17 protein-coding genes are annotated in these 20,820 nt (G+C 43.2%); 15 read left to right on the plus strand and 2 right to left on the minus strand.

Translation table 11 applies throughout. The annotated features are described in order from the left end of the window. The first annotated feature begins 1 nt into the window (after position 1). The 3 genes from fadI (at position 2) to sixA (ending at position 4,386) form a co-directional block, all read left to right on the plus strand. Positions 2-1,321, plus strand: coding sequence for an acetyl-CoA C-acyltransferase FadI (gene fadI, locus PR809_RS04555; RefSeq protein WP_166264545.1), 1,320 nt, complete (start codon positions 2-4; stop codon positions 1,319-1,321). After that, complete coding sequence (gene fadJ, locus PR809_RS04560) at positions 1,321-3,543, plus strand: fatty acid oxidation complex subunit alpha FadJ (RefSeq protein WP_206276408.1); 2,223 nt, start codon at positions 1,321-1,323, stop codon at positions 3,541-3,543. Before fadI ends, fadJ begins: the two co-directional genes overlap by 1 nt. A gap of 360 nt (positions 3,544-3,903) precedes the next feature. Next, complete coding sequence (sixA, locus tag PR809_RS04565) at positions 3,904-4,386, plus strand: phosphohistidine phosphatase SixA (protein ID WP_102137598.1); 483 nt, start codon at positions 3,904-3,906, stop codon at positions 4,384-4,386. Between the two features lie 18 nt (positions 4,387-4,404). Here the strand turns inward: sixA and smrB are convergent, their stop codons facing one another. Next, positions 4,405-4,947, minus strand: coding sequence for an endonuclease SmrB (smrB, locus tag PR809_RS04570; RefSeq protein WP_206276409.1), 543 nt, complete (start codon positions 4,945-4,947; stop codon positions 4,405-4,407). Positions 4,948-5,217: 270 nt separating this feature from the next. Between smrB and hutI the strand changes: the two genes are divergently transcribed. The 11 genes from hutI to PR809_RS04625 all read left to right on the plus strand — a co-directional run bounded on the left by hutI (position 5,218) and on the right by PR809_RS04625 (position 17,293). Continuing rightward, positions 5,218-6,456, plus strand: a complete 1,239-nt coding sequence (gene hutI / locus PR809_RS04575; RefSeq protein WP_102137600.1) for an imidazolonepropionase — start codon at positions 5,218-5,220, stop codon at positions 6,454-6,456. Between the two features lie 270 nt (positions 6,457-6,726). Continuing rightward, on the plus strand, positions 6,727-7,464 hold the full coding sequence (gene hutC / locus PR809_RS04580) for a histidine utilization repressor (protein WP_181490110.1): 738 nt from the start codon (positions 6,727-6,729) through the stop codon (positions 7,462-7,464). A gap of 322 nt (positions 7,465-7,786) precedes the next feature. Next, positions 7,787-9,466: a urocanate hydratase gene (gene hutU / locus PR809_RS04585; protein WP_102137602.1), complete on the plus strand. Its 1,680-nt coding sequence runs from the start codon at positions 7,787-7,789 to the stop codon at positions 9,464-9,466. 12 nt (positions 9,467-9,478) lie between these two features. Continuing rightward, on the plus strand, positions 9,479-11,011 hold the full coding sequence (gene hutH / locus PR809_RS04590) for a histidine ammonia-lyase (RefSeq protein WP_206276411.1): 1,533 nt from the start codon (positions 9,479-9,481) through the stop codon (positions 11,009-11,011). Between the two features lie 89 nt (positions 11,012-11,100). Next, entirely contained in the window at positions 11,101-12,492 is a 1,392-nt protein-coding gene (locus PR809_RS04595; protein WP_206276412.1) for an amino acid permease, read from the plus strand. A gap of 211 nt (positions 12,493-12,703) precedes the next feature. Then, positions 12,704-13,636, plus strand: a complete 933-nt coding sequence (prmB, locus tag PR809_RS04600) for a 50S ribosomal protein L3 N(5)-glutamine methyltransferase (protein WP_004257202.1) — start codon at positions 12,704-12,706, stop codon at positions 13,634-13,636. Positions 13,637-13,751: 115 nt separating this feature from the next. Next, positions 13,752-14,840 carry a chorismate synthase gene (gene aroC / locus PR809_RS04605; protein WP_004257206.1) on the plus strand — a complete coding sequence of 363 codons (1,089 nt, stop codon included), beginning with the start codon at positions 13,752-13,754 and terminating at the stop codon, positions 14,838-14,840. Between the two features lie 175 nt (positions 14,841-15,015). Beyond that, positions 15,016-15,819, plus strand: a complete 804-nt coding sequence (locus PR809_RS04610; protein WP_004912371.1) for a TSUP family transporter — start codon at positions 15,016-15,018, stop codon at positions 15,817-15,819. 17 nt (positions 15,820-15,836) lie between these two features. After that, positions 15,837-16,385: an elongation factor P hydroxylase gene (locus PR809_RS04615; RefSeq protein ID WP_206276413.1), complete on the plus strand. Its 549-nt coding sequence runs from the start codon at positions 15,837-15,839 to the stop codon at positions 16,383-16,385. 28 nt (positions 16,386-16,413) lie between these two features. Continuing rightward, positions 16,414-16,686, plus strand: coding sequence for a YfcL family protein (locus PR809_RS04620; protein WP_102137607.1), 273 nt, complete (start codon positions 16,414-16,416; stop codon positions 16,684-16,686). Positions 16,687-16,777: 91 nt separating this feature from the next. Further along, the gene (locus PR809_RS04625) at positions 16,778-17,293 is read left to right on the plus strand and encodes a GNAT family N-acetyltransferase (RefSeq protein WP_102137608.1); all 516 of its coding nucleotides are present in this window, start codon (positions 16,778-16,780) and stop codon (positions 17,291-17,293) included. A gap of 18 nt (positions 17,294-17,311) precedes the next feature. Here PR809_RS04625 and mnmC read toward each other — a convergent pair whose 3' ends face one another. Then, positions 17,312-19,351 (minus strand): bifunctional tRNA (5-methylaminomethyl-2-thiouridine)(34)-methyltransferase MnmD/FAD-dependent 5-carboxymethylaminomethyl-2-thiouridine(34) oxidoreductase MnmC, encoded by a 2,040-nt coding sequence (gene mnmC / locus PR809_RS04630; protein WP_206276414.1) that lies wholly within the window; start codon positions 19,349-19,351, stop codon positions 17,312-17,314. Positions 19,352-19,552: 201 nt separating this feature from the next. On the opposite strand from mnmC, the gene fabB reads away from it, so the two are divergent. Continuing rightward, positions 19,553-20,767 (plus strand): beta-ketoacyl-ACP synthase I, encoded by a 1,215-nt coding sequence (gene fabB, locus PR809_RS04635; protein WP_102137610.1) that lies wholly within the window; start codon positions 19,553-19,555, stop codon positions 20,765-20,767. The last annotated feature ends 53 nt before the right edge of the window (positions 20,768-20,820 follow it).

Raw genomic sequence — 20,820 nt, forward strand, 5'->3', positions numbered from 1 at the left:
CATGAATCAACATCTCAACCATGGTGAAAATACAGATAAAACAAATGAAAGGATCGCCATTGTCAGTGGTCTACGCTTACCTTTTGCAAAGCAATCTACGGCATACGCAGGAATTCCAGCAGTCGATCTAGGTAAAGCCGTAGTTGCTGAATTATTAGCCCGTAATGATTTAGATAGAAACCTGATTGAGCAACTGGTATTTGGGCAAGTGGTGCAAATGCCAGAAGCACCGAATATTGCGCGGGAAATTGTTCTTGGTACAGGGATGAGTGTCTCAACTGATGCCTATAGTGTATCAAGAGCCTGTGCGACAAGTTTTCAAGCAATTGTTAACGTTGCTCAAAGTATGAGGGTAGGCGATATTTCTATCGGTATTGCTGGCGGGGCAGATTCATCTTCTGTGCTTCCTATTGGCGTATCAAAAAAATTGGCCGAGACGTTATTAGCATTAAGCAAAGCAAAGTCTGTTGGGCAAAAATTATCATTGTTAGCGAAATTACGTTTGAGGGATTTAGCGCCAGTTGCACCCGGTGTTGCGGAATATTCTACAGGGCTGCGTATGGGAGATACCGCGGAGCAAATGGCGAAAAGTTATCAAATTAGCCGAGCCCAGCAAGATGAGCTTGCTCATCGCTCGCATATGTTAGCGACAAAAGCGTGGGAAAATGGCGCTTTAAATGATGAAGTTATGACCGCATATATGCCGCCCTTTAAGCAAGCTTTTTCCCAAGATAACAATGTGCGTACAAACTCAGTATTATCATCCTATGCGAAATTAAAACCCGCCTTTGACCGTAAGCACGGTAGTGTTACCGCTGCGAACAGCACACCGTTGACCGATGGTGCCGCTGCGGTGTTGATGATGACAGAATCTCGAGCGAAATCGCTGGGTTATACACCGTTAGGCTATATTCGAAGTTATGCGTTTTCAGCGATAGACGTATGGGAAGATATGCTTTTGGGGCCTTCTTATGCCACTCCGCTTGCTTTGAAACGAGCGGGGTTATCGCTGCAAGATTTATCCCTGATTGATATGCATGAAGCCTTTGCTGCGCAAACACTCGCTAATTTACAAATGTTTGGTAGTCGTAAATTCGCTCAAGAAAAATTAGGAATAGATAACGCAATTGGCGAAGTGGATATGGATAAATTTAATGTCTTAGGGGGCTCTATCGCTTATGGGCACCCATTTGCAGCCACAGGCGCACGAATGGTGACTCAAACCCTAAATGAATTGCGCAGACGGGGTGGTGGTTTTGGTTTAACAACAGCTTGTGCTGCGGGTGGTTTAGGTGCAGCTATGATCTTAGAGGTGGAATAATGGCTCAAAATTCTGCTATAGAAGTTGCAAGAGAAAAAACACAACAGGCTTTTCGCTTAGAAATTCATGATGAAAACGTCGGGGTCATCTTCATTGATGTACCGAATGAAAAAGTGAATACATTAAAAGCGGAATTTGCGGAGCAATTCCTTGCAGTTTTACAGCAAGCGCAGTCTACCTCTGGTTTGAAAGGCTTAGTTATCACCTCAGGGAAAAAAGACAGTTTTATTGCAGGCGCAGACATTAGCATGATAGCTGGCTGTGAAAATAAAGCTCAAGCCAGTGAGTTGTCAAAAGCAGGTCATGCACTATTTGATAAAATCGATAATTACCCATTGCCTATTATTGCCGCAATACATGGTGCGTGTTTAGGCGGCGGGCTAGAGCTTGCCTTGGCATGTCATGCGAGGGTTTGTTCTAATGATGATAAAACGAAGTTAGGCTTGCCTGAAGTACAATTGGGGTTATTACCTGGCTCTGGAGGAACGCAGCGTTTACCTCGGTTGATTGGTATTCCACATGCATTGGATTTAATGCTGACAGGCCGCCAGCTAAAAGCGAAACAGGCGCTGAAAATAGGGTTAGTTGATGATGTAGTTCCTGAGTCTATTTTACTCGACGTTGCAGTTAAAATGGTGAAAAAAGGGGGCGTTCAGCGTCCTGCTATCCATTGGCAACAGCGCTTATTAAGCAGCAAATTATTACGCAATAAAGTGTTCGATAGCGCCAAACAAAAAGCACTCAGCAAAACCAAAGGCCATTACCCAGCCCCTGAAAAAATTATTCATGTTGTGAAAACAGGAATGAATAAAGGGTTGCAAGCCGGTTATGCAGAAGAAGCGAAAGCCTTCGGTGAGCTTGTGATGACACCAGAGTCTGCTGCATTACGTAATTTATTTTTTGCGGTTACCGCGTTAAAAAATGAAACGGGGGCGCAAGCTGCACCCTTGAAAATTAACCAAGTTGGTGTGCTTGGCGGTGGGTTGATGGGCGGCGGAATTGCTTATGTCACCGCTTTTCAAGGTAAATTACCCGTTCGTATTAAAGATATTTCAGACAAAGGTGTCACCCAAGCCCTGCGTTATAGCTGGGACCTACTGACTCAGCGAGTTATCAAACGGCGGTTACTAGCCCGGGAACGAGCAGCCGTTATGGCTAAGGTATCAGGCACATTAAGTTATCAAGGGCTGGAAAACGCTAATGTTATCATTGAAGCGGTATTTGAAGATTTAGCATTAAAACAAAAAATGGTTGCTGAAGTTGAAAAGATGTCGAAACAACAAGCTATTTTTGCTTCTAATACATCATCCTTACCTATTCACCAAATTGCACAGAATGCGACGCATCCTGAAAAAGTCATCGGCTTACACTACTTTAGCCCAGTCGATAAAATGCCTTTGGTTGAAGTAATCCCTCATCAACACACAGACGAAACAACGATTGCAACCGTTGTTGCTCTAGCAAAACGCCAAGGCAAAACAGCAATTGTCGTGGGGGATGATGCCGGTTTCTATGTAAATCGCATTTTAGCCCCATTCTTATGTGAAGCTGCCCAATGCCTTGTTGAAGGTGAATCAATAGAGCATATTGACCGTGCTTTAGTCGAATTTGGCTTCCCTGTCGGGCCTTTTAATCTATTAGACGAAGTCGGTATTGATGTAGGAACTAAAATTTTACCGATTTTAGTTGAGCGTTTTGGTGAGCGTTTCAAAGCCCCTGATTTACTCGACAAAGTCGTTAAAGACGACCGTAAAGGTAAGAAAAATGGCAAAGGTTTTTATGAATATGGTCACCACACTAATAAGTTGTGGTTTTGGAAAAAAGCCAGTAAGCGTCAAGTCGATAAAACCATTTATTCACTGATTGGTGTAGTTCCCAACGATACATTGACTAAAGCGGATATTGCACAGCGGTGCGTTATGATGATGCTTAACGAGGCTGCCCGTTGCCTTGATGAAAAGATTATTAAAAGTGCACGTGATGGGGATGTCGGGGCGGTATTTGGTATCGGTTTCCCACCTTTCTTTGGTGGCCCATTCAGGTATATGGATAGCCTGGGGATTGCAAAAACCGTGGAAACCCTGAATAACCTCGCTATGAAATATGGTGATAAATTCCAGCCTTGTGAATTGCTATGTAACATGGCAGAAAATAATCGAACCTTTTTTTCTGCAGATGCAGAAGATGGGGTTAATGCAACAAAATCAAGTAACGAACAGTAATAGCATCAACAATCATGGCATAGCAGGATAGCCTGTTAGCCAATGGTTGTTTGATTCAATAAAACCAGTCAAGGCCTGATACCAAATATATCCTTGGTTATCAGGCTTTTTTAAGCCAAGTTCGTACAGTTAGAATAACTAATTATATTATCTTTAACTGATTGATAATAAATACCAAAATTTAGCTCGCAACATAGCCTGCTAAAGAAACATGCATAAAAATTTACTCAAATCATTTTCTTTGTTGGTCATTTCATGCAGAATCACATTTCACCCCAACTGATGGTTACTTTTACAACAATTATCTTAACAACAAAAGAATAGCCACCTTAATAAGGTAGGTTACTCAGATGGTGGATTATGCAAGTTTACATTATGCGTCACGGTGATGCAGCGATACAAGCGCCTAGCGATGCTGAGCGCCCATTGACTCAAAAGGGAAAAGACGACTCAGTATTAATGGCTCAATGGTTACAGAACCAAGGTATTAAGATTGATTCGGTGTTAGTGAGCCCCTATCTAAGAGCCGAACAAACTAGGCAGGTTGTGAGTCAGCACCTCGATTTACCCGTAAAGGCGGAGGTTTTAGGGCAATTAACGCCAGGAGGGAATGCCGCATTTGTGGCTGACCATATTCGAGATCTTGCTGTGCTAGGCGCTAATGCGATATTAGTTGTATCTCATTTACCGCTGGTGGGGTATTTAGTGTCGGAGCTATGTCCACATAAAGAACCTCCGATGTTCACCACATCAACAGTTGCATGTGTTGATATTGATGTGGCCCATCAGAAAAGTCATTTAGAATGGATGCTGAGTCCATCACAACTATTATTTGCGAAATAATACAGAACGGATGAGCGCTTAACGGCGAGCGCTCTCCGCGGTTTCAATGAGTAGTAATAAGGCTGCATTACCCCCCCATTCTTTAGGTGCTTGGTGAAAAGCAATAATATCAGGGTGTTGGGCAAGCCATAGCGGTGTTTGCTGCTTTAAAACATGCTTACCATGGCCGTGCATAATACAGGCACAATAGACATTTTCACGCTTACAGGCCGCAATAAGCGCGCCAATTTCTTGCTTTGCTTCCATTTGTGTTAAGCCATGTAAATCCAAAAACAACTCAGGAGCGTAGTCACCCCGACGAAGTTTTTTTAATTCATAAGGGTTAGCGTCGGGCCTTAAATAACGCGTTGGGCCTTCATTTTCAAGTTGCGGTTGAAATTCATCTGAAAAATAAAAAGAGGCGTCAACCTGTTCTTGCATGACTTTTTTATTTGATGGTTGTGTCACCTTGGCACGAACAGGTGCGTGCAGGACTTGGTCCTGATGGATTTTCTTTGCTCCATTAATGGCTTCTTTGAAAAGACGGATCTCTTCATCTTCTAGACCAAATTTTTTCTTCATAATTTTAATAATATATTTTTTGTGATTAATTTTTCTGATTGCTAGTGTAACTCATTTTTAATGAATGGTGATAATCGTAGATTGTTCGCGCTAAGTAACATATTTATAACCTTTTTACAGGTAAGCATTGACAAAAGGGGACTTGCTAGTCTAATTGTATATACATATCTATACTATTTATTAATACAATGATTAAAACTGAATTCAATAACAATGAATTCAATAACAATGAATTCAATAACAATGAATTCAATAACAATAGGAAAAACGATGGTATTCAAAACACACTCTCAAGATATCGTTTGGCGTAATGGCCGTATTGCCACTATGGATCCAGAACTATCAGTCCCTTATGGGCTTGTTGAACACCATGATTTAGTTGTCCGTGATAATAAAATAGTTGCAATTGTTCCTACTCAGGAAATTGAATTAAATGACTGCCAGGTTATTGATGTAAAGGGTAAATTAATAACCCCAGGATTAATCGATTGCCATACACATTTAGTTTTTGGTGGTGACCGAGCTTCTGAATGGGAACAGCGAATGAATGGGGTCTCTTATGAAACTATTAGTTCTCAAGGTGGTGGAATTAATTCTACTGTGCGTGAAACCCGTAAGATGAGCGAGAACGAGTTATTTGAACGCGCTAAGCCAAGGCTCGAAGCATTAATTCGAGAAGGTGTGACAAGTATAGAAATGAAATCAGGTTATGGGCTTGATTATGAAAATGAAGAAAAACAGTTACAAGTCGCAAAACGGTTATCTGCACAATATCCTATTTCAGTCAGTTCAACCTTGCTCTCCGCTCACACCGTTCCCGTTGAATATAAAGATAAACCTGATGAATACATTGATTTGATTTGCCAAAAAATCATGCCTAGACTATGGGAAAAAGGCTTGTTTGAAGCAGTCGATGTTTTCTGTGAAAGCGTGGGTTTTTCCCTTGCTCAAAGCGAAAAGTTATTTGCAGCGGCGCAGAAATTAGGCATTCCTGTGAAAGGGCATATGGAGCAGTTATCAAATCTAGGTGGGAGCGAATTAGTTGCCCGATACAAAGGGTTATCGGTTGACCACATTGAATATTTAGATTTAGAAGGGGTTAAAGCACTTAAAGCGAGCGGAACAGTCGCGGTCTTGCTACCGGGGGCATTTTATTTTCTGAGGGAAACCAAATTACCGCCAATTGAGCTGTTGAGGGAACATAACGTTCCTATGGCGGTTTCAACGGATTTTAACCCGGGCACCAGTCCTTTTGCCTCGTTACGTATTATTATGAATATGGCGGCTGTCTTATTTAAGCTGACACCGGAGGAGATATGGGCAGGTGTGACACGTCACGCTGCGAAGGCGTTAGGCCGTGAAAGTAGCCATGGGCAATTAAAAACGGGCTTTGTTGCTGATTTTGTTGTGTGGAACGCGCAAGAGCCAGTCGAAATGATTTATGAGCAGGGGAGTAACCCATTGTTCATTCGAGTGCATGAAGGCAAAATTACCCATCGAAACGGGTGATATATGTGACCCGCAGTTCTAGCTACGAAAATAATAATAATTAATAGCGGTAAATAATGTTGTTTGCCGCAATTTGCCCTAAATATTTTCTGTTTTTTGTTTGTTTCTATTAAAATTACATCGTTTAATTATGTGAATGCTTAATAATTAAGCATGATGTTTTTATTCGCGACTGTCAGGATAAAAAATGTCCGATAGCACTAAGGTCGTGTTGTATGCTATTCAATGAATAGCATATTAATACTTAAGATTTTAATCATTAAATTGGAAATGACTGTGACAGCCGATAAAAAGGATAAGCAGGGGGTACCGCTCCCGCTATATTTGCAAGTAAAACAATCGATTATTGAAAAAATCCACACCGCAGAGTGGCAGGCAAATGACCGTATTCCATCTGAGGCTGAGTTAGTTACACAGTTTCAATGTAGTCGAATGACGGCAAACCGAGCACTACGTGAATTAACCGCAGAAGGGTTATTGGTTCGCTTGCAAGGTGTGGGAACGTTCGTGGCTGAGCCAAAGGGGCAATCTGCGCTATTTGAAATCCACAGTATTGAAGCGGAAATACTGGCGAGAAACCATAAGTACAGCTGCAGGATAATTAAACTCGAAGAAATACAAGCGTCACCCGCGCTCGCAAATGAGTTAAATATTAGCCCAGATACCGTGATATTTCATTCTATTATTGTACATTTAGAAAATGATGTCCCTGTACAAATTGAAGACAGATATGTCAATGCGTTAGCAGCGCCTGATTATTTACAGCAAAACTTTTTATCGATTACCCCCCATGATTATTTGTCCCAAGTCGCCCCTTTAACACAAGGGGAGCATATTGTTGAGGCCGTAGAAGCTGATGAGCGCTCAGCGAGGTTATTGCAAATTACCACAGGCGCATCTTGTTTGTTAATTACAAGGCGTACTTGGTCCCAGTCTTTCACTGTGACAAGTACCAAACTATTGTTTCCTGGTCACCGCTATAAGCTTAAAGGTAGTTTCACGTCATAAGTTCTTTCACCACGTAAAAATATGGGCGGAATGATATACAACCTATTTTCCGCTTATCGTATCGAGTTATTCTCTTCCATACCTATTTTGTGTGAATTTATTGTAAATCAAATGTGATCTGGTAGGCATATTTAGAATAAAGAAAATACACCAAAATATCAGCCTTGTTTTTTATCTAATTGTTTTATTTGTATAAAAACATTTTCATATCACATTTTTTTAATCTTTATGTTAAAAAATTAATTGATCGTACATGTATATACAACTATATCTATAAGAACAATAAAAGGTAGCTAATGGACAGATAAAAGAGGGTATACAAGTGACAGCACTGAATAATAAATATCGAAATATCGAAATTAGGGCACCGCGGGGGAATACCTTAAGTGCCAAAAGTTGGCTCACTGAAGCTCCATTACGTATGTTAATGAATAACCTTGACCCAGATGTTGCAGAAAACCCTCATGAATTAGTGGTTTATGGTGGTATTGGGCGCGCGGCACGGAATTGGCAATGCTATGACCAAATTGTTGAGTCCCTGAAACAACTCGAGAGCGATGAAACACTGCTGGTTCAGTCAGGTAAGCCTGTCGGTGTTTTCAAAACCCATGCAAATGCCCCACGTGTTTTAATCGCTAACTCAAATCTCGTGCCACATTGGGCAAACTGGGAACATTTTAATGAGTTGGATGCGAAAGGCCTCGCCATGTATGGCCAAATGACGGCAGGTAGCTGGATTTATATCGGCAGCCAAGGCATTGTTCAAGGAACCTATGAAACCTTTGTGGAAGCCGCTCGTCAGCACTTTAACGGTGATTTAACTGGGCGCTGGGTACTTACCGCGGGTTTAGGTGGCATGGGGGGCGCACAACCTCTAGCCGCGACACTGGCAGGTGCTTGCTCATTGAATATTGAGTGCCAACAAAGCCGTATCGATTTCCGTTTAAGAACCCATTATGTGGATGAACAAGCGGTCGATCTTGATGATGCTCTAGCGCGTCTCAAAAAATACACATCGGAAGGCAAAGCCATTTCTATCGCACTGTGTGCTAATGCCGCTGAAGTTCTTCCTGAGCTCGTCAAACGCGGTGTTAAACCGGATATGGTGACCGACCAGACAAGTGCCCATGACCCGCTAAATGGTTATTTGCCAATTGGGATGAGCTGGGAAGAGTACCGTGAACGCAGTGTTCAAGACCCGCAAGCGACTGCATTGGCTGCAAAAAAATCCATGGCGGAACACGTTAAAGCGATGCTGGCGTTCAAACAGCAAGGCATTCCAACGTTTGATTATGGGAACAATATCCGCCAAATGGCGTTGGAAATGGGCGTAGAGAATGCGTTTGATTTCCCTGGTTTTGTGCCTGCTTATATTCGCCCACTATTTTGCCGCGGTGTTGGCCCATTCCGTTGGGTCGCGTTATCAGGGGATCCTGAAGATATCTATAAAACCGATGCGAAAGTAAAAGAACTTCTACCGGATGATAAGCACTTGCATCGCTGGTTGGATATGGCGCGTGAACGTATCAGCTTTCAAGGTTTGCCAGCGCGTATCTGTTGGGTAGGGCTTGGGGACCGCGCTAAATTAGGTTTAGCATTCAATGAGATGGTCAGAAACGGTGAGGTTTCGGCTCCAATTGTTATCGGCCGTGACCACCTAGATTCAGGCTCAGTGGCCAGCCCAAATCGGGAAACAGAGTCGATGAAAGATGGCTCTGATGCCGTTTCAGACTGGCCGTTACTCAATGCGTTATTAAATACAGCCAGTGGTGCGACGTGGGTATCCTTACATCACGGTGGTGGCGTAGGTATGGGCTTCTCTCAGCACTCTGGGGTTGTGATTGTCTGTGATGGAACGGATGAAGCCGCAGAGCGTATTGCTCGAGTGCTACACAATGACCCAGCTACAGGCGTCATGCGCCACGCAGATGCAGGGTATGACATCGCGATTGCTTGTGCGCAAGAAAAAAATCTTAATTTACCAATGATTAAAACACGTTAAGGAGTGCCATTAATGACTAAGTTAACTATTCACCCAGGAAAAATGACACTCGAAGACCTGCGTATTGTTTTCCAACAAGCGGTAACAGTGACATTGGATAAACGCGCTCATGCGGCTATTGAAAAAAGTGTTGCAACGGTCAATAAAATTATTGAAGAAGATAGAACCGCTTACGGTATCAATACGGGGTTTGGTTTACTTGCCAATACCCGCATCGCGACTAAAGATTTGCAATCATTACAACGCTCTATTGTGATGTCTCATGCTGCGGGTGTTGGCGAGCCGTTAGATGATGACCTCGTGCGTTTAATCATGGTGCTCAAAATTAATAGTTTAGCTCGCGGTTTCTCTGGTATCCGTCTCGAAGTCATTAATGCTTTAATTGCATTAGTGAATGCGCAAGTTTATCCATTTATTCCTGCGAAGGGCTCTGTAGGGGCTTCTGGTGACTTAGCACCATTGGCGCATATGAGTTTAATTCTGCTAGGAGAAGGAAAGGCGCGTTATGAAGGCAAGTGGATCTCAGCGAAAAAAGCGTTAGAAAAAGCTGGGTTAGCGCCACTAAAATTGGAAGCTAAAGAGGGGCTAGCGTTATTAAACGGCACGCAAACATCCACGGCCTTTGCATTGAAAGGGTTATTTGAAGCAGAAAAATTGCTGCTATCTGGCATTGTTTGTGGTGCGCTTAGTGTTGAAGCCACATTGGGCTCCCGTAAACCGTTCGATGCACGAGTGCAAGAAGTTCGAGGGCAAAAAGGGCAAATCGATGTAGCGGCGATGTTCCGTGATATTTTATCACCGACGAGTGAATTGGCGAAGTCCCATGAAAACTGCGTGAAAGTGCAAGACCCTTATTCACTACGTTGTCAGCCACAAGTCATGGGGGCTTGTTTAACCCAAATTCGCCAAGCAGCCGAAGTGATATTAATTGAATCCAATGCGGTGTCAGATAACCCGTTAGTCTTTACCGATAATGGCGATATTATTTCGGGCGGTAACTTCCATGCCGAACCTGTTGCGATGGCAGCCGATAATATTGCACTTGCATTAGCAGAAATTGGCGCGTTATCCGAACGTCGCATTGCATTATTGATGGATACCCACATGTCGCAGTTGCCACCTTTCTTAGTGAATAATGGCGGCGTCAATTCAGGCTTTATGATAGCCCAAGTGACCGCGGCTGCATTAGCCAGTGAAAACAAAGCATTAGCACACCCTTCGAGTGTTGATAGCCTACCTACATCCGCTAACCAAGAAGACCACGTATCGATGGCGCCTGCAGCAGGTCGTCGATTATGGGAAATGGCAAAGAATGTCACAGGTATTTTAGCCATTGAATGGCTTTCTGCGTGTCAGGGAATGGATTTTCGTGAAGGTTTGACGTCGAGCGAAACCTTGGAAAAAGCACGTAAAACGTTGCGTGACCAAGTGACTTACTATGATAAAGACCGTTATTTTGCCCCTGATATTGAAGCGGCAATTAATTTAATTAACCAATATAAACTGTCTGCGCTCTTCAAGGCTGGCGCAGTCTTCCCTAACTAACATATCAAGCAAATAAAAGGTGGCCGGCAAAGTATCGGCTACCTGAAGTATTTATCTGCACGACAATAAAATAATACGAAGGATAAATCATGCAAAGCACATCACAACTTGCGCGAGGGCTTTCTGCGCGCCACATTCGATTTATGGCTTTAGGTTCTGCGATTGGTACAGGTTTATTTTATGGTTCGGCGAAAGCAATAGAAACCGCTGGGCCTGCGGTATTACTCGCCTATATTATCGGCGGTGCCGCAGTATTTATGGTAATGAGAGCGCTGGGTGAAATGGCGGTTCATCGGCCACTTGCGGGGTCGTTCTCACAGTATGCCAGCCATTATTTAGGGGCTAGAGCGGGTTTTTTTGCGGGATGGACCTATGTTTTTGAAATGCTCATCGTTTGTTTGGCGGACGTGACGGCATTTGGTGTTTATATGAAACTGTGGTTTCCAGAGGTTGCACAGTGGATTTGGGTGTTAAGCATTATTTTCTTTATTGGCGCGATAAACCTATGTCACGTGAAAACCTTCGGTGAAATGGAGTTTTGGCTGTCAATCATTAAAGTTATTGCGATTATTGCGATGATTGTCGGTGGTGCAGCCATCATGATGTTTGGTTTTGGCCAAGCAGCAGACCATGCGGTTGGGGTATCAAACTTATTTATTCACGATGGGTTTATGCCAAATGGTATTGGTGGGGTGATTGCATCCTTTGCTGTCGTGATGTTTGCTTTCGGGGGAATTGAAGTTATTGGTATTACCGCGAGTGAAGCGAAGAACCCTGAAACGACTATCCCAAGAGCGATTAATGCAGTACCAATTCGCATCTTACTGTTTTATGTCCTAACGTTATTTGTCTTGATGTGCATTTACCCGTGGAACCAAATTGGGCAGCAAGGTAGCCCATTTGTGCAAATTTTCGATAGCTTAGGTATTCAATCTGCGGCGAATATCTTAAATGTTGTGGTGATCACGGCGGCAATTTCGGCGATTAACAGCGATATCTTTGGTGCAGGGCGTATGATGTATGGCATGGCACATGAAGGGCAAGCGCCAAAAGCCTTTACCAAGCTGACAAAAAATGGTGTGCCTTGGATGACGGTATTAGTGATGGTCGCGGTGTTGTTAGTCGGTGTGGTATTGAACTATGTCATCCCTGATGATGTATTTGTGGTAATTGCGTCAATTGCGACATTTGCCACCATTTGGGTATGGTTAATGATTTTGCTGTCACAGTTTGCAATGCGTAAAAAAATGTCGCCAGAAGAAATTAGCCAATTAAAATTCCCTGTGCCTATGTGGCCTGTGGCACCTATTTTAGCCATCGCATTTATGGTATTTGTTTTTGGTGTCTTGGGGTATTTTGAATCAACACGAATTGCACTCTATGTAGGCATTGTTTGGTTAGTATTACTGACTATCGCCTACGCACTTTGGGTAAAAAAACCTGCGAAAGAGGCGGAAATCGTACTGCAAAACGAAAGCTAATATCGTTGCTTCCTTGCTGAACTTGTTATTTTCTTCACGCCCTTTAGCTAAATAAAGGGCGTTTTTACGTCAAAACATGCATTAATAAGCGCGATGAGCAGATCCCCTTGGCAAATTTTATTGCATTAATCTGCTGATTTGTCTTTCACTTCGTGGCAAACTTTAACTATTCATATATTCCCTTTCAAAATACAGGCTGGAGAACCCCTTCTTGGAAAAGATTTTCGTTGATGAAGCCGTTGCAGAACTTCATACCATTCAAGATATTTTACGTTGGACGATGAGCCGCTTTAATGCAGCCAATGTGTACTATGGTCACGGTACAGATAACCCATGGGATGAGGCGCTACAATTGGTGTTACCAACACTTTACCTGCCTCTAGACCTGCCCGATGAGCTGTTAACCTCACGCCTAACACCAACAGAACGCCACCGCATTATTGAGCGTGTTTTACGCCGCATTAATGAGCGTATTCCGGTTGCATACCTGACTAATCGCTCATGGTTTTGTGGCCATGAGTTTTATGTTGATGAGCGAGTGCTTATCCCACGCTCGCCAATTGGTGAATTAATCAATAACCATTTTGTTGGTTTAGTGGCGGATGAGCCACAAACTATTCTTGATTTATGTACCGGAAGTGGTTGTATTGCGATTGCTTGTGCGTATGAATTCCCTGATGCAGAAGTCGATGCGGTTGATATTTCAAGTGATGTGCTGGCGGTGGCTGAGCAAAATATTGCCAATCATGGTTTAGAACACCGGGTGATACCGATCCGCTCTGACTTATTCCGCGATATGCCAGAGGTTAAATATGACCTGATCGTGACGAACCCACCGTATGTTGATGCGGAAGATATGGATGACTTACCGGAAGAGTTTCGTGTCGAGCCTGAATTAGCGCTAGCCGCTGGAAGTGATGGGTTGAAATTGGTGCGCCGTATTTTAGCCAATGCACCGCGTTTTCTGACAGAAGAAGGTGTGTTAGTGTGCGAAGTGGGCAACAGCATGGTTCATCTGATTGAACAATATCCTGAAATTCCATTTATTTGGTTAGACTTTGAATATGGTGGTGACGGTGTGTTTATGTTAACGCGTGAACAACTTGTTGAGCACCACGCACATTTTGAGCTTTATATCGATTAATCAACAGTTGCGTGATGTTCCAAGATCATGTAATCAATAATAACGACACAACGATATAATAATTAACAACCAAAATTCTTAGTAAAACAAGAATGGCTTAGAATAGGATACTCCGATGGCAGGAAATTCAATTGGGCAACTTTTCCGCGTAACCACATTTGGTGAGTCACACGGGGTTGCATTAGGTTGCATCGTCGATGGGGTTCCCCCTGGCTTAGCACTGACAGAAGCAGATTTACAAAAAGATTTAGACCGTCGTCGTCCGGGGACATCTCGTTATACGACAGCGCGTCGGGAGCCTGACCAAGTCAAAATCTTATCTGGTGTGTTTAATGGTGTGACAACGGGCACGAGTATTGGTTTACTGATTGAAAATACCGACCAACGCTCGCAAGATTATGGCGCGATTAAAGATGTTTTTAGGCCCGGTCATGCAGACTACACTTACGAACAAAAATATGGCCAGCGAGATTATCGTGGTGGTGGTCGCTCATCAGCACGTGAAACAGCCATGCGCGTTGCGGCAGGTGCGATTGCGAAAAAGTATTTACAAGAAAAGCTTGGTGTGCAAATTCATGGTTGTTTAACGCAAATGGGGTCAGTCGCTTGTGAAATTAAAGACTGGTCAATTGTCGAAGAAAACCCGTTTTTCTGTCCTGATCCAAGCAAGTTAGAAGCACTTGACGAATTATTGCGTGGTTTAAAGAAAGAAGGTGATTCGATTGGTGCTAAAATTACCGTCATTGCAGAGCATGTGCCTGCGGGCTTAGGTGAGCCGGTATTTGACCGTTTAGATGCCGACCTCGCTCATGCGTTGATGAGTATTAACGCGGTAAAAGGCGTGGAAATTGGTGATGGTTTCGGTGTTATTGCACTGAAAGGTAGTGAAAACCGTGATGAAATTACCCGTAATGGTTTCACCTCAAACCATGCAGGCGGCATTTTAGGCGGTATTAGCAGTAGCCAGCCTATTATTGCGCATATTGCGTTAAAACCGACATCCAGTATTACCGTTTCAGGTAAAACACTAAACCGTGATGGTGAAGAAGTTGAAATGATCACCAAAGGGCGTCATGACCCTTGTGTAGGCATTCGCGCGGTACCAATTGCGGAAGCGATGATGGCGATTGTTCTAATGGACCACTATTTACGTCATCGTGGCCAATGTGCGGATGTAACGCCAGCAATGGAACCGTTTGAATAACCGTTTTACTGTGTTTATGTAGTGACAACTGAGCGGCCTATAAGGTCGCTTTGTTGATGATGAAGGTTCGGATGAAGCCTCCTAAAAATACCTCATCTAGGTTGTGATATCACCAAACCTGATTGGCGATATGTTCACATCAACATCATGATATTTCTTCTCTTTGGATAGTAAAATGGATTGGCTAACTGCCGTTGCACCTGAAGTTTATGCTTTACTCTTCTTTGTTGCGCTGTTTGCAGGGTTTATTGACTCCATCGCGGGTGGTGGTGGGCTATTAACAATCCCAGCCCTGTTATCTGTGGGAATAACTCCAGTTGAAGCTTTAGCAACCAATAAGTTGCAAGCGGTTGGCGGTTCGTTTTCTTCAACGCTCTATTTTGTCAGGCGAAAAGCCATAGATTTACGAGAACAATTGTTTCCATTCATTATGACAATGATTGGTGCCATGTTAGGTGCGATTGTTATTCAAATGATTGACACTGCGTTCTTAAAACAACTGTTGCCCATTTTGGTGATTTGTGTCGGTTTATACTTTTTATTAACGCCGTCAATTGGTGTGCAAGACCGTCAACAACGTATCAGTATGCCATTTTTCGGGGTGGCAATTGGGATGACACTGGGTTTTTATGATGGTGCATTTGGTCCCGGAACTGGTTCATTTTTGGCATTGGGTTATGTTTTGTTGCTTGGCTATAACCTTGCTAAAGCCACTGCTCATGCGAAGTTACTTAATTTCGCCTCTAATTTTGGCTCTTTAGTGTTTTTTATTATCGGGGGTCATGTTCTTTGGGCATTAGGTTTTGTTATGCTAATTGGCCAAATGGTTGGCGCTCGTTTAGGTGCGCGCTTGGTATTAACCAAAGGACAGAAACTGATCAGGCCGATGATCGTGGTGATTTCGTTGCTGATGAGTATTAAATTACTCCATGATAGCCATGGTGACGTGATTAAAGCTTGGTTCCTCTCATTATTTTAAGATGATTTAAATTATTCATGAGTACACATAATTATCAGGATCTAATCAATATCTTTAATGAATGCTTTGGTGTGACATATAACACTAGACTGGTAAAAGGGGATGATGAACCCATTTATTTACCTGCAGATGAGGAAGTGCCTTATCACCGAATTGTGTTCGCACACGGCTTTTTCACCAGTGGATTACACGAAATCTCACATTGGTGTATCGCAGGGGAAGCAAGGCGCCAGCAAGTTGATTACGGCTATTGGTATTGCCCTGATGGGCGAGATGAAAAAACACAGTGTGAGTTTGAAGTGGTGGAAATCAAACCTCAAGCGCTAGACTGGCTGTTTTGTGTTGCTGTTGGCATTCCATTTAATGTCAGCTGTGACAACTTAGAAGGGGATTTTGAGCCTGATCGCATTGCGTTTATGCGCAAAGTTCATGCCCAAGTGATGCTTTATTTAGAAAATGGTATCCCTGAGCGCCCATTACGCTTTATTAATGCGTTACAATTGTTTTACAATACGCCACCTCTTTGTGCAGAAGCTTTTCCTTACCCGGAAGATATTTTTGCCTAATGAACACACAATATAGTAAGGATTAAGCATGCTTGCGGATTTAGAAACACGCATACTAACGAAAATTGATGATATGGTTGAACACGCGAGTGATGATGAACTCTTCGCTGGCGGCTATTTGCGTGGTCACTTAACCCTTGCTGTGGCTGAGCTGGAAGAAGAAAACGAAACCAGTTCTGAAGCATTATACCAACGTGTTGAAGTCAGTATTCAAAATGCCATCAAAGCTGGTGAATTGACACCACCAGATCAAGTACTGGTATTAGATATGTGGAAAAGCTTATTAAATAACGCAATTTAATTTATTGTGTTATGCATTATCTGTTGAGTTCTGCATGAAAAGCGGGGAAACCCGCTTTTTTGTTAGCTAAATTTTGTTGTGAGTACACATTATGGCGAATGTTCGTTTAGCAACCCCCCTTGATGCTAAATCCCTTCCTACGGTGGAAGCTTCCGCAGGGCAGGCGTTCACGAGTATCGAAAAATATCAATGGCTTGCTGAAGGTGATGGGCAAACAGAGCAAGACCACCTCGGTTTTATTTCTGAGCAATTAGAGTGGGTGGCTGTGAATGATTGTGATGAACCAATTGGTTTTATCAATGCTGAAAGTCACCATACTAGCCTGCATATTTGTGAAGTGTCTGTTTGCCAGCAATGGCAAGGACAGGGGCTGGGTAAGAAGCTGATTAAGCAGGTTCTTGATGCCGCTTTGGCACGCAAAATCACGGTAGTGACATTGACCACTTGCCGCGATGTGCCTTGGAATGCACCTTATTACCAACGCTTGGGTTTTAAAATTCTTGAAATTAATGAGCTAACCACCGAGTTACAGGCTATTTTACAGTCTGAGGTCGATGCAGGGTTTGCTGCTGAAGACCGCTGTGCAATGGCTATCTCATTAACTTAATGTATTAATATTAGTGTATTAATAAGGGAGTTTAATAGGGCGGCCTAATAATAATTTCCTTACCCAAAAACGGTTTGGGTTGAGTTCTGCAAGGGTTTCATCATCGAGCGGGAGTACTTGCCCAAAAATTTGAGCAGCCAGCAATTCCGCACAAAGTGGTGCAGTTGATAACCCTCTTGACCCCAACGCCCCAAAAATAAATAAATTTGGGTGCACAGGAGCGAGTCCAATAGGCTGTTTGTTGGCGATTTGAGTGGGTAAATCATGATAGAGTGCCAAATGTTTTTCGAAATCAGGCACATTGCCTAATAAAGGAAAATGGTCGCGAATAACACAACGAATACCTTGGCGTGAATGTTGCTGTGAAATATCGATGTCCCTAGGCCAAGTTACATCGGGTAGGTTATCAACCAGTTTCTGGCGGTTTCCTTGCTGTTCCTCTTCACTATAATCGAAGTCAAGTCGTTCACGTTGGTAGCTAGCGCCTAAGCAATGTTGTGTACCAGTGGCATCGGCTGGTGTTAAATACCCTTCAAAACACAAAACATTTTTCAGTTGTTGTAGGGTGTGATTGGTTGGAATATGGCTGACTTGCCCACGTACAGGCGAAATGGGTAAATTAACGGTTTGAGCAAATTGGCGCAGCTTGTGCCCATTAGCAATGATGACAGTTGAGTGAACACGTGTTAGCTGTTTGTGTTGTGCAGTTTCAATTAATAACTGCCAATTTTGTTCTGTTTGTTTTAATTCAACGACATTATGTTCAAAACAGAAAGTGACACCCTGCTGTTGCAAGTATTGTTGTAAACTCTCGCACAGTTGGGCAGGGCACAACCATCCTCCAGACGCGTAGTGAATACCATCATGGTTGACATCAACGCCGCAAATATCACTCAGTTGCTGACGATTTTTACCAATCGCAAAATCAGCAGGCCACTCGGTTTCTAACATTCCTGCTATTTTGTGAGCAATTTTGTCGTTATAAGCGAGTTGGCTTACGCCACACCACTGGCCTTCAAATGTGAGCCCTTGTTTTGCTAATTGGTGATAAAAGCGAGAGGCAAAGGGGAAAGCACTGACAAAAAAACGCTCAAGTGGGTCGTTATTACCGGTGAGTAAGGGGTAAATAGCCCCTTGGCGATTGCCGGAAGCGTTCTGTGCAACTTTGGCATCTTGGCAGTATAAGGTGACTTTAGCACCGCGGTTATGAAGGGCGTAGGCCACCGTTAAACTGGCAAGCCCGCCGCCAATGATAGCAACGTCAGTTGGGTTATCGGCTTTTCGTCTTGCAAACCAAGGGGTTGGGATATCAATTTCTTTTTCGGCTAATACACCCGTTAACATTTCTCGCTTGTTGCCAAAGCCTTTAACCTTTTTAAGGGTGAAGCCAGCTTGCTGTAGGCCTCTTTTAACTGAACCTGCCACAGTAAATGTCGCAAAAGTCCCATTGAGGCGGGCTAACTTTGTCATGTTAGTGTACAGCTGTTCACTCCACATTTCGGGGTTTTTTGAGGGGGCGAAACCATCTAAAAACCATGCGTCTATCTTGTTGTTTAAGTTGTTTTTCAGTAAAGATATTTGCTCATTAACATCGCCAAACCATAAATCTAATATGATATGGCCATTTTCTAATATGATCCTCTGGTTGCCTGGTAGAGCTTGTGGCCAACTTTCACAAAGGGTTTGCGATAAGCCAGCAAGTTCAGGCCAGCAGCGATGTGCAGCGATTAAATCTGTTTTTGTTAAAGGGTATTTTTCGAAGCTGATGAAATGTAATTGCTGTAATGCTGCATTGGGGTTTTCGGCTTTAAACTGATTAAAAGATTGCCACAATGCTAGGAAATTCAAACCCGTACCAAACCCAGTTTCAGCAATGACACAGGTTGCAAAAGGGTGCGTCGCAAAGCGGCCAGGAAAATGATTCCCTTGCAAAAACACATGTCGAGCTTCTTCTAAGCCATCTTGGTTAGAAAAATAGATATCTGCAAACTGTTCAGACATGGGAGTGCCTTCGTCATTCCAACTCAGGCGTGCGGTTTGTACAGCGTTCTTTTTCACGATATGCCTACACTTTTTATATAATCCCTAAATTTTACCGCTGATATCGGTGTAAGGCTACCGCAATAAAAAAGTCTTATCCGTGTCATAAAGAAAAAAATACAAATATTTACCCTGATCGGACTTGTTCAGCGTACAAGTGTAAGCTAAAGTGACATCCTGTAATCCCGCAATCATATAATTATAGTCATGAGGTAACGAATGAAGCGTGCAGTCATCACTGGTCTAGGTATTGTTTCCAGCCTTGGTAATAACCAGGAAGAAGTACTGGCTTCTCTGAAGGAAGGTCGTTCCGGGATCACTTTCTCAGAAGAATTCAAAGAGGCAGGGCTACGTAGCCATGTCTGGGGTAATGTCAAAAATTTAGACCCAAAAGACTTAATCGACCGTAAAATTTTCCGTTTTATGAGTGATTGCTCCGCCTATGCTTATTTATCGATGGAACAAGCGATTGCGGATTCAGGTTTAGCTGAAGAACAAGTTTCAAATTTACGCACAGGTATCGTTGTTGGCTCTGGTGGTGGTTCTCCACGTAACCAAGTGGCGGGTTCTGACGGTATGCGTGCTAAAGGTTTACGTGGTGTGGGTCCATATATGGTGACCCGTGCAATGGCATCGGGTATTTCTGCCTGTTTAGCGACTCCATTTAAAATCAAAGGTGTAAACTACTCAATCAGTTCTGCGTGTTCAACATCAGCGCACTGTATCGGCCATGCAGTTGAATTAATTCAATTAGGCAAACAAGATGTGGTTTTCGCGGGTGGCGGTGAAGAGCTGAGCTGGGAAATGACCTGTGAGTTTGATGCGATGGGCGCATTGTCGACTAAATACAATGAAACGCCAGACAAAGCATCAAGAACTTACGATAAAGACCGTGATGGTTTCGTTATCGCAGGTGGTGGTGGTATCGTTGTTGTCGAGGAATTAGAACATGCGTTAGCGCGTGGTGCACATATCTACGCTGAAATTGTCGGCTATGGTGCGACCTCTGACGGTGCAGACATGGTTGCCCCATCAGGTGAAGGTGCGGTGCGTTGTATGCAAATGGCTATGCAGGGTGTTGATAAAATTGATTATATCAACACACACGGTACGTCAACACCAGTGGGTGACACCAAAGAGTTAGAAGCTATCCAAGAAGTGTTTGGTAGCCATTCTCCTGCAATTTCTGCAACGAAAGCAATGAGTGGCCACTCATTAGGTGCAGCGGGTGTACACGAAGCGATTTACAGCTTACTGATGTTAGAGCACGGCTTTATTGCACCAAGCATTAACGTCGAAAATTTAGACGAGAAAGCTGCTGGCTTGAATATCGTGACTAAACCAACGGAACAAGAGTTGGAAACCGTCATGTCTAACAGCTTTGGTTTCGGTGGAACTAACGCCACATTAGTGATGAGCAAATACAAAGCGTAATTTGTATTAGGCTAACGTATTAAATAAGCGAGAACTTCGGTTCTCGTTTTTTT

The sequence above is a fragment of the Providencia sp. PROV201 genome (genome assembly GCF_028479545.1).
In the GTDB taxonomy this organism is placed as follows: domain Bacteria; phylum Pseudomonadota; class Gammaproteobacteria; order Enterobacterales; family Enterobacteriaceae; genus Providencia; species Providencia huaxiensis.

Excerpts from the sequence above, each read along its gene's own strand:
- fabB (WP_102137610.1), top strand. The coding sequence starts at position 19,553 with ATGAAGCGTGCAGTCATCACTGGTCTAGGTATTGTTTCCAGCCTTGGT.
- hutH (WP_206276411.1), top strand. The coding sequence starts at position 9,479 with ATGACTAAGTTAACTATTCACCCAGGAAAAATGACACTCGAAGACCTG.
- hutC (WP_181490110.1), top strand. The coding sequence starts at position 6,727 with ATGACTGTGACAGCCGATAAAAAGGATAAGCAGGGGGTACCGCTCCCG.
- hutI (WP_102137600.1), top strand. The coding sequence starts at position 5,218 with ATGGTATTCAAAACACACTCTCAAGATATCGTTTGGCGTAATGGCCGT.
- PR809_RS04595 (WP_206276412.1), top strand. The coding sequence starts at position 11,101 with ATGCAAAGCACATCACAACTTGCGCGAGGGCTTTCTGCGCGCCACATT.
- PR809_RS04620 (WP_102137607.1), top strand. The coding sequence starts at position 16,414 with ATGCTTGCGGATTTAGAAACACGCATACTAACGAAAATTGATGATATG.
- PR809_RS04610 (WP_004912371.1), top strand. The coding sequence starts at position 15,016 with ATGGATTGGCTAACTGCCGTTGCACCTGAAGTTTATGCTTTACTCTTC.
- PR809_RS04615 (WP_206276413.1), top strand. The coding sequence starts at position 15,837 with ATGAGTACACATAATTATCAGGATCTAATCAATATCTTTAATGAATGC.
- fadI (WP_166264545.1), top strand. The coding sequence starts at position 2 with ATGAATCAACATCTCAACCATGGTGAAAATACAGATAAAACAAATGAA.
- smrB (WP_206276409.1), bottom strand. The coding sequence starts at position 4,947 with ATGAAGAAAAAATTTGGTCTAGAAGATGAAGAGATCCGTCTTTTCAAA.
- sixA (WP_102137598.1), top strand. The coding sequence starts at position 3,904 with ATGCAAGTTTACATTATGCGTCACGGTGATGCAGCGATACAAGCGCCT.
- aroC (WP_004257206.1), top strand. The coding sequence starts at position 13,752 with ATGGCAGGAAATTCAATTGGGCAACTTTTCCGCGTAACCACATTTGGT.
- PR809_RS04625 (WP_102137608.1), top strand. The coding sequence starts at position 16,778 with ATGGCGAATGTTCGTTTAGCAACCCCCCTTGATGCTAAATCCCTTCCT.
- fadJ (WP_206276408.1), top strand. The coding sequence starts at position 1,321 with ATGGCTCAAAATTCTGCTATAGAAGTTGCAAGAGAAAAAACACAACAG.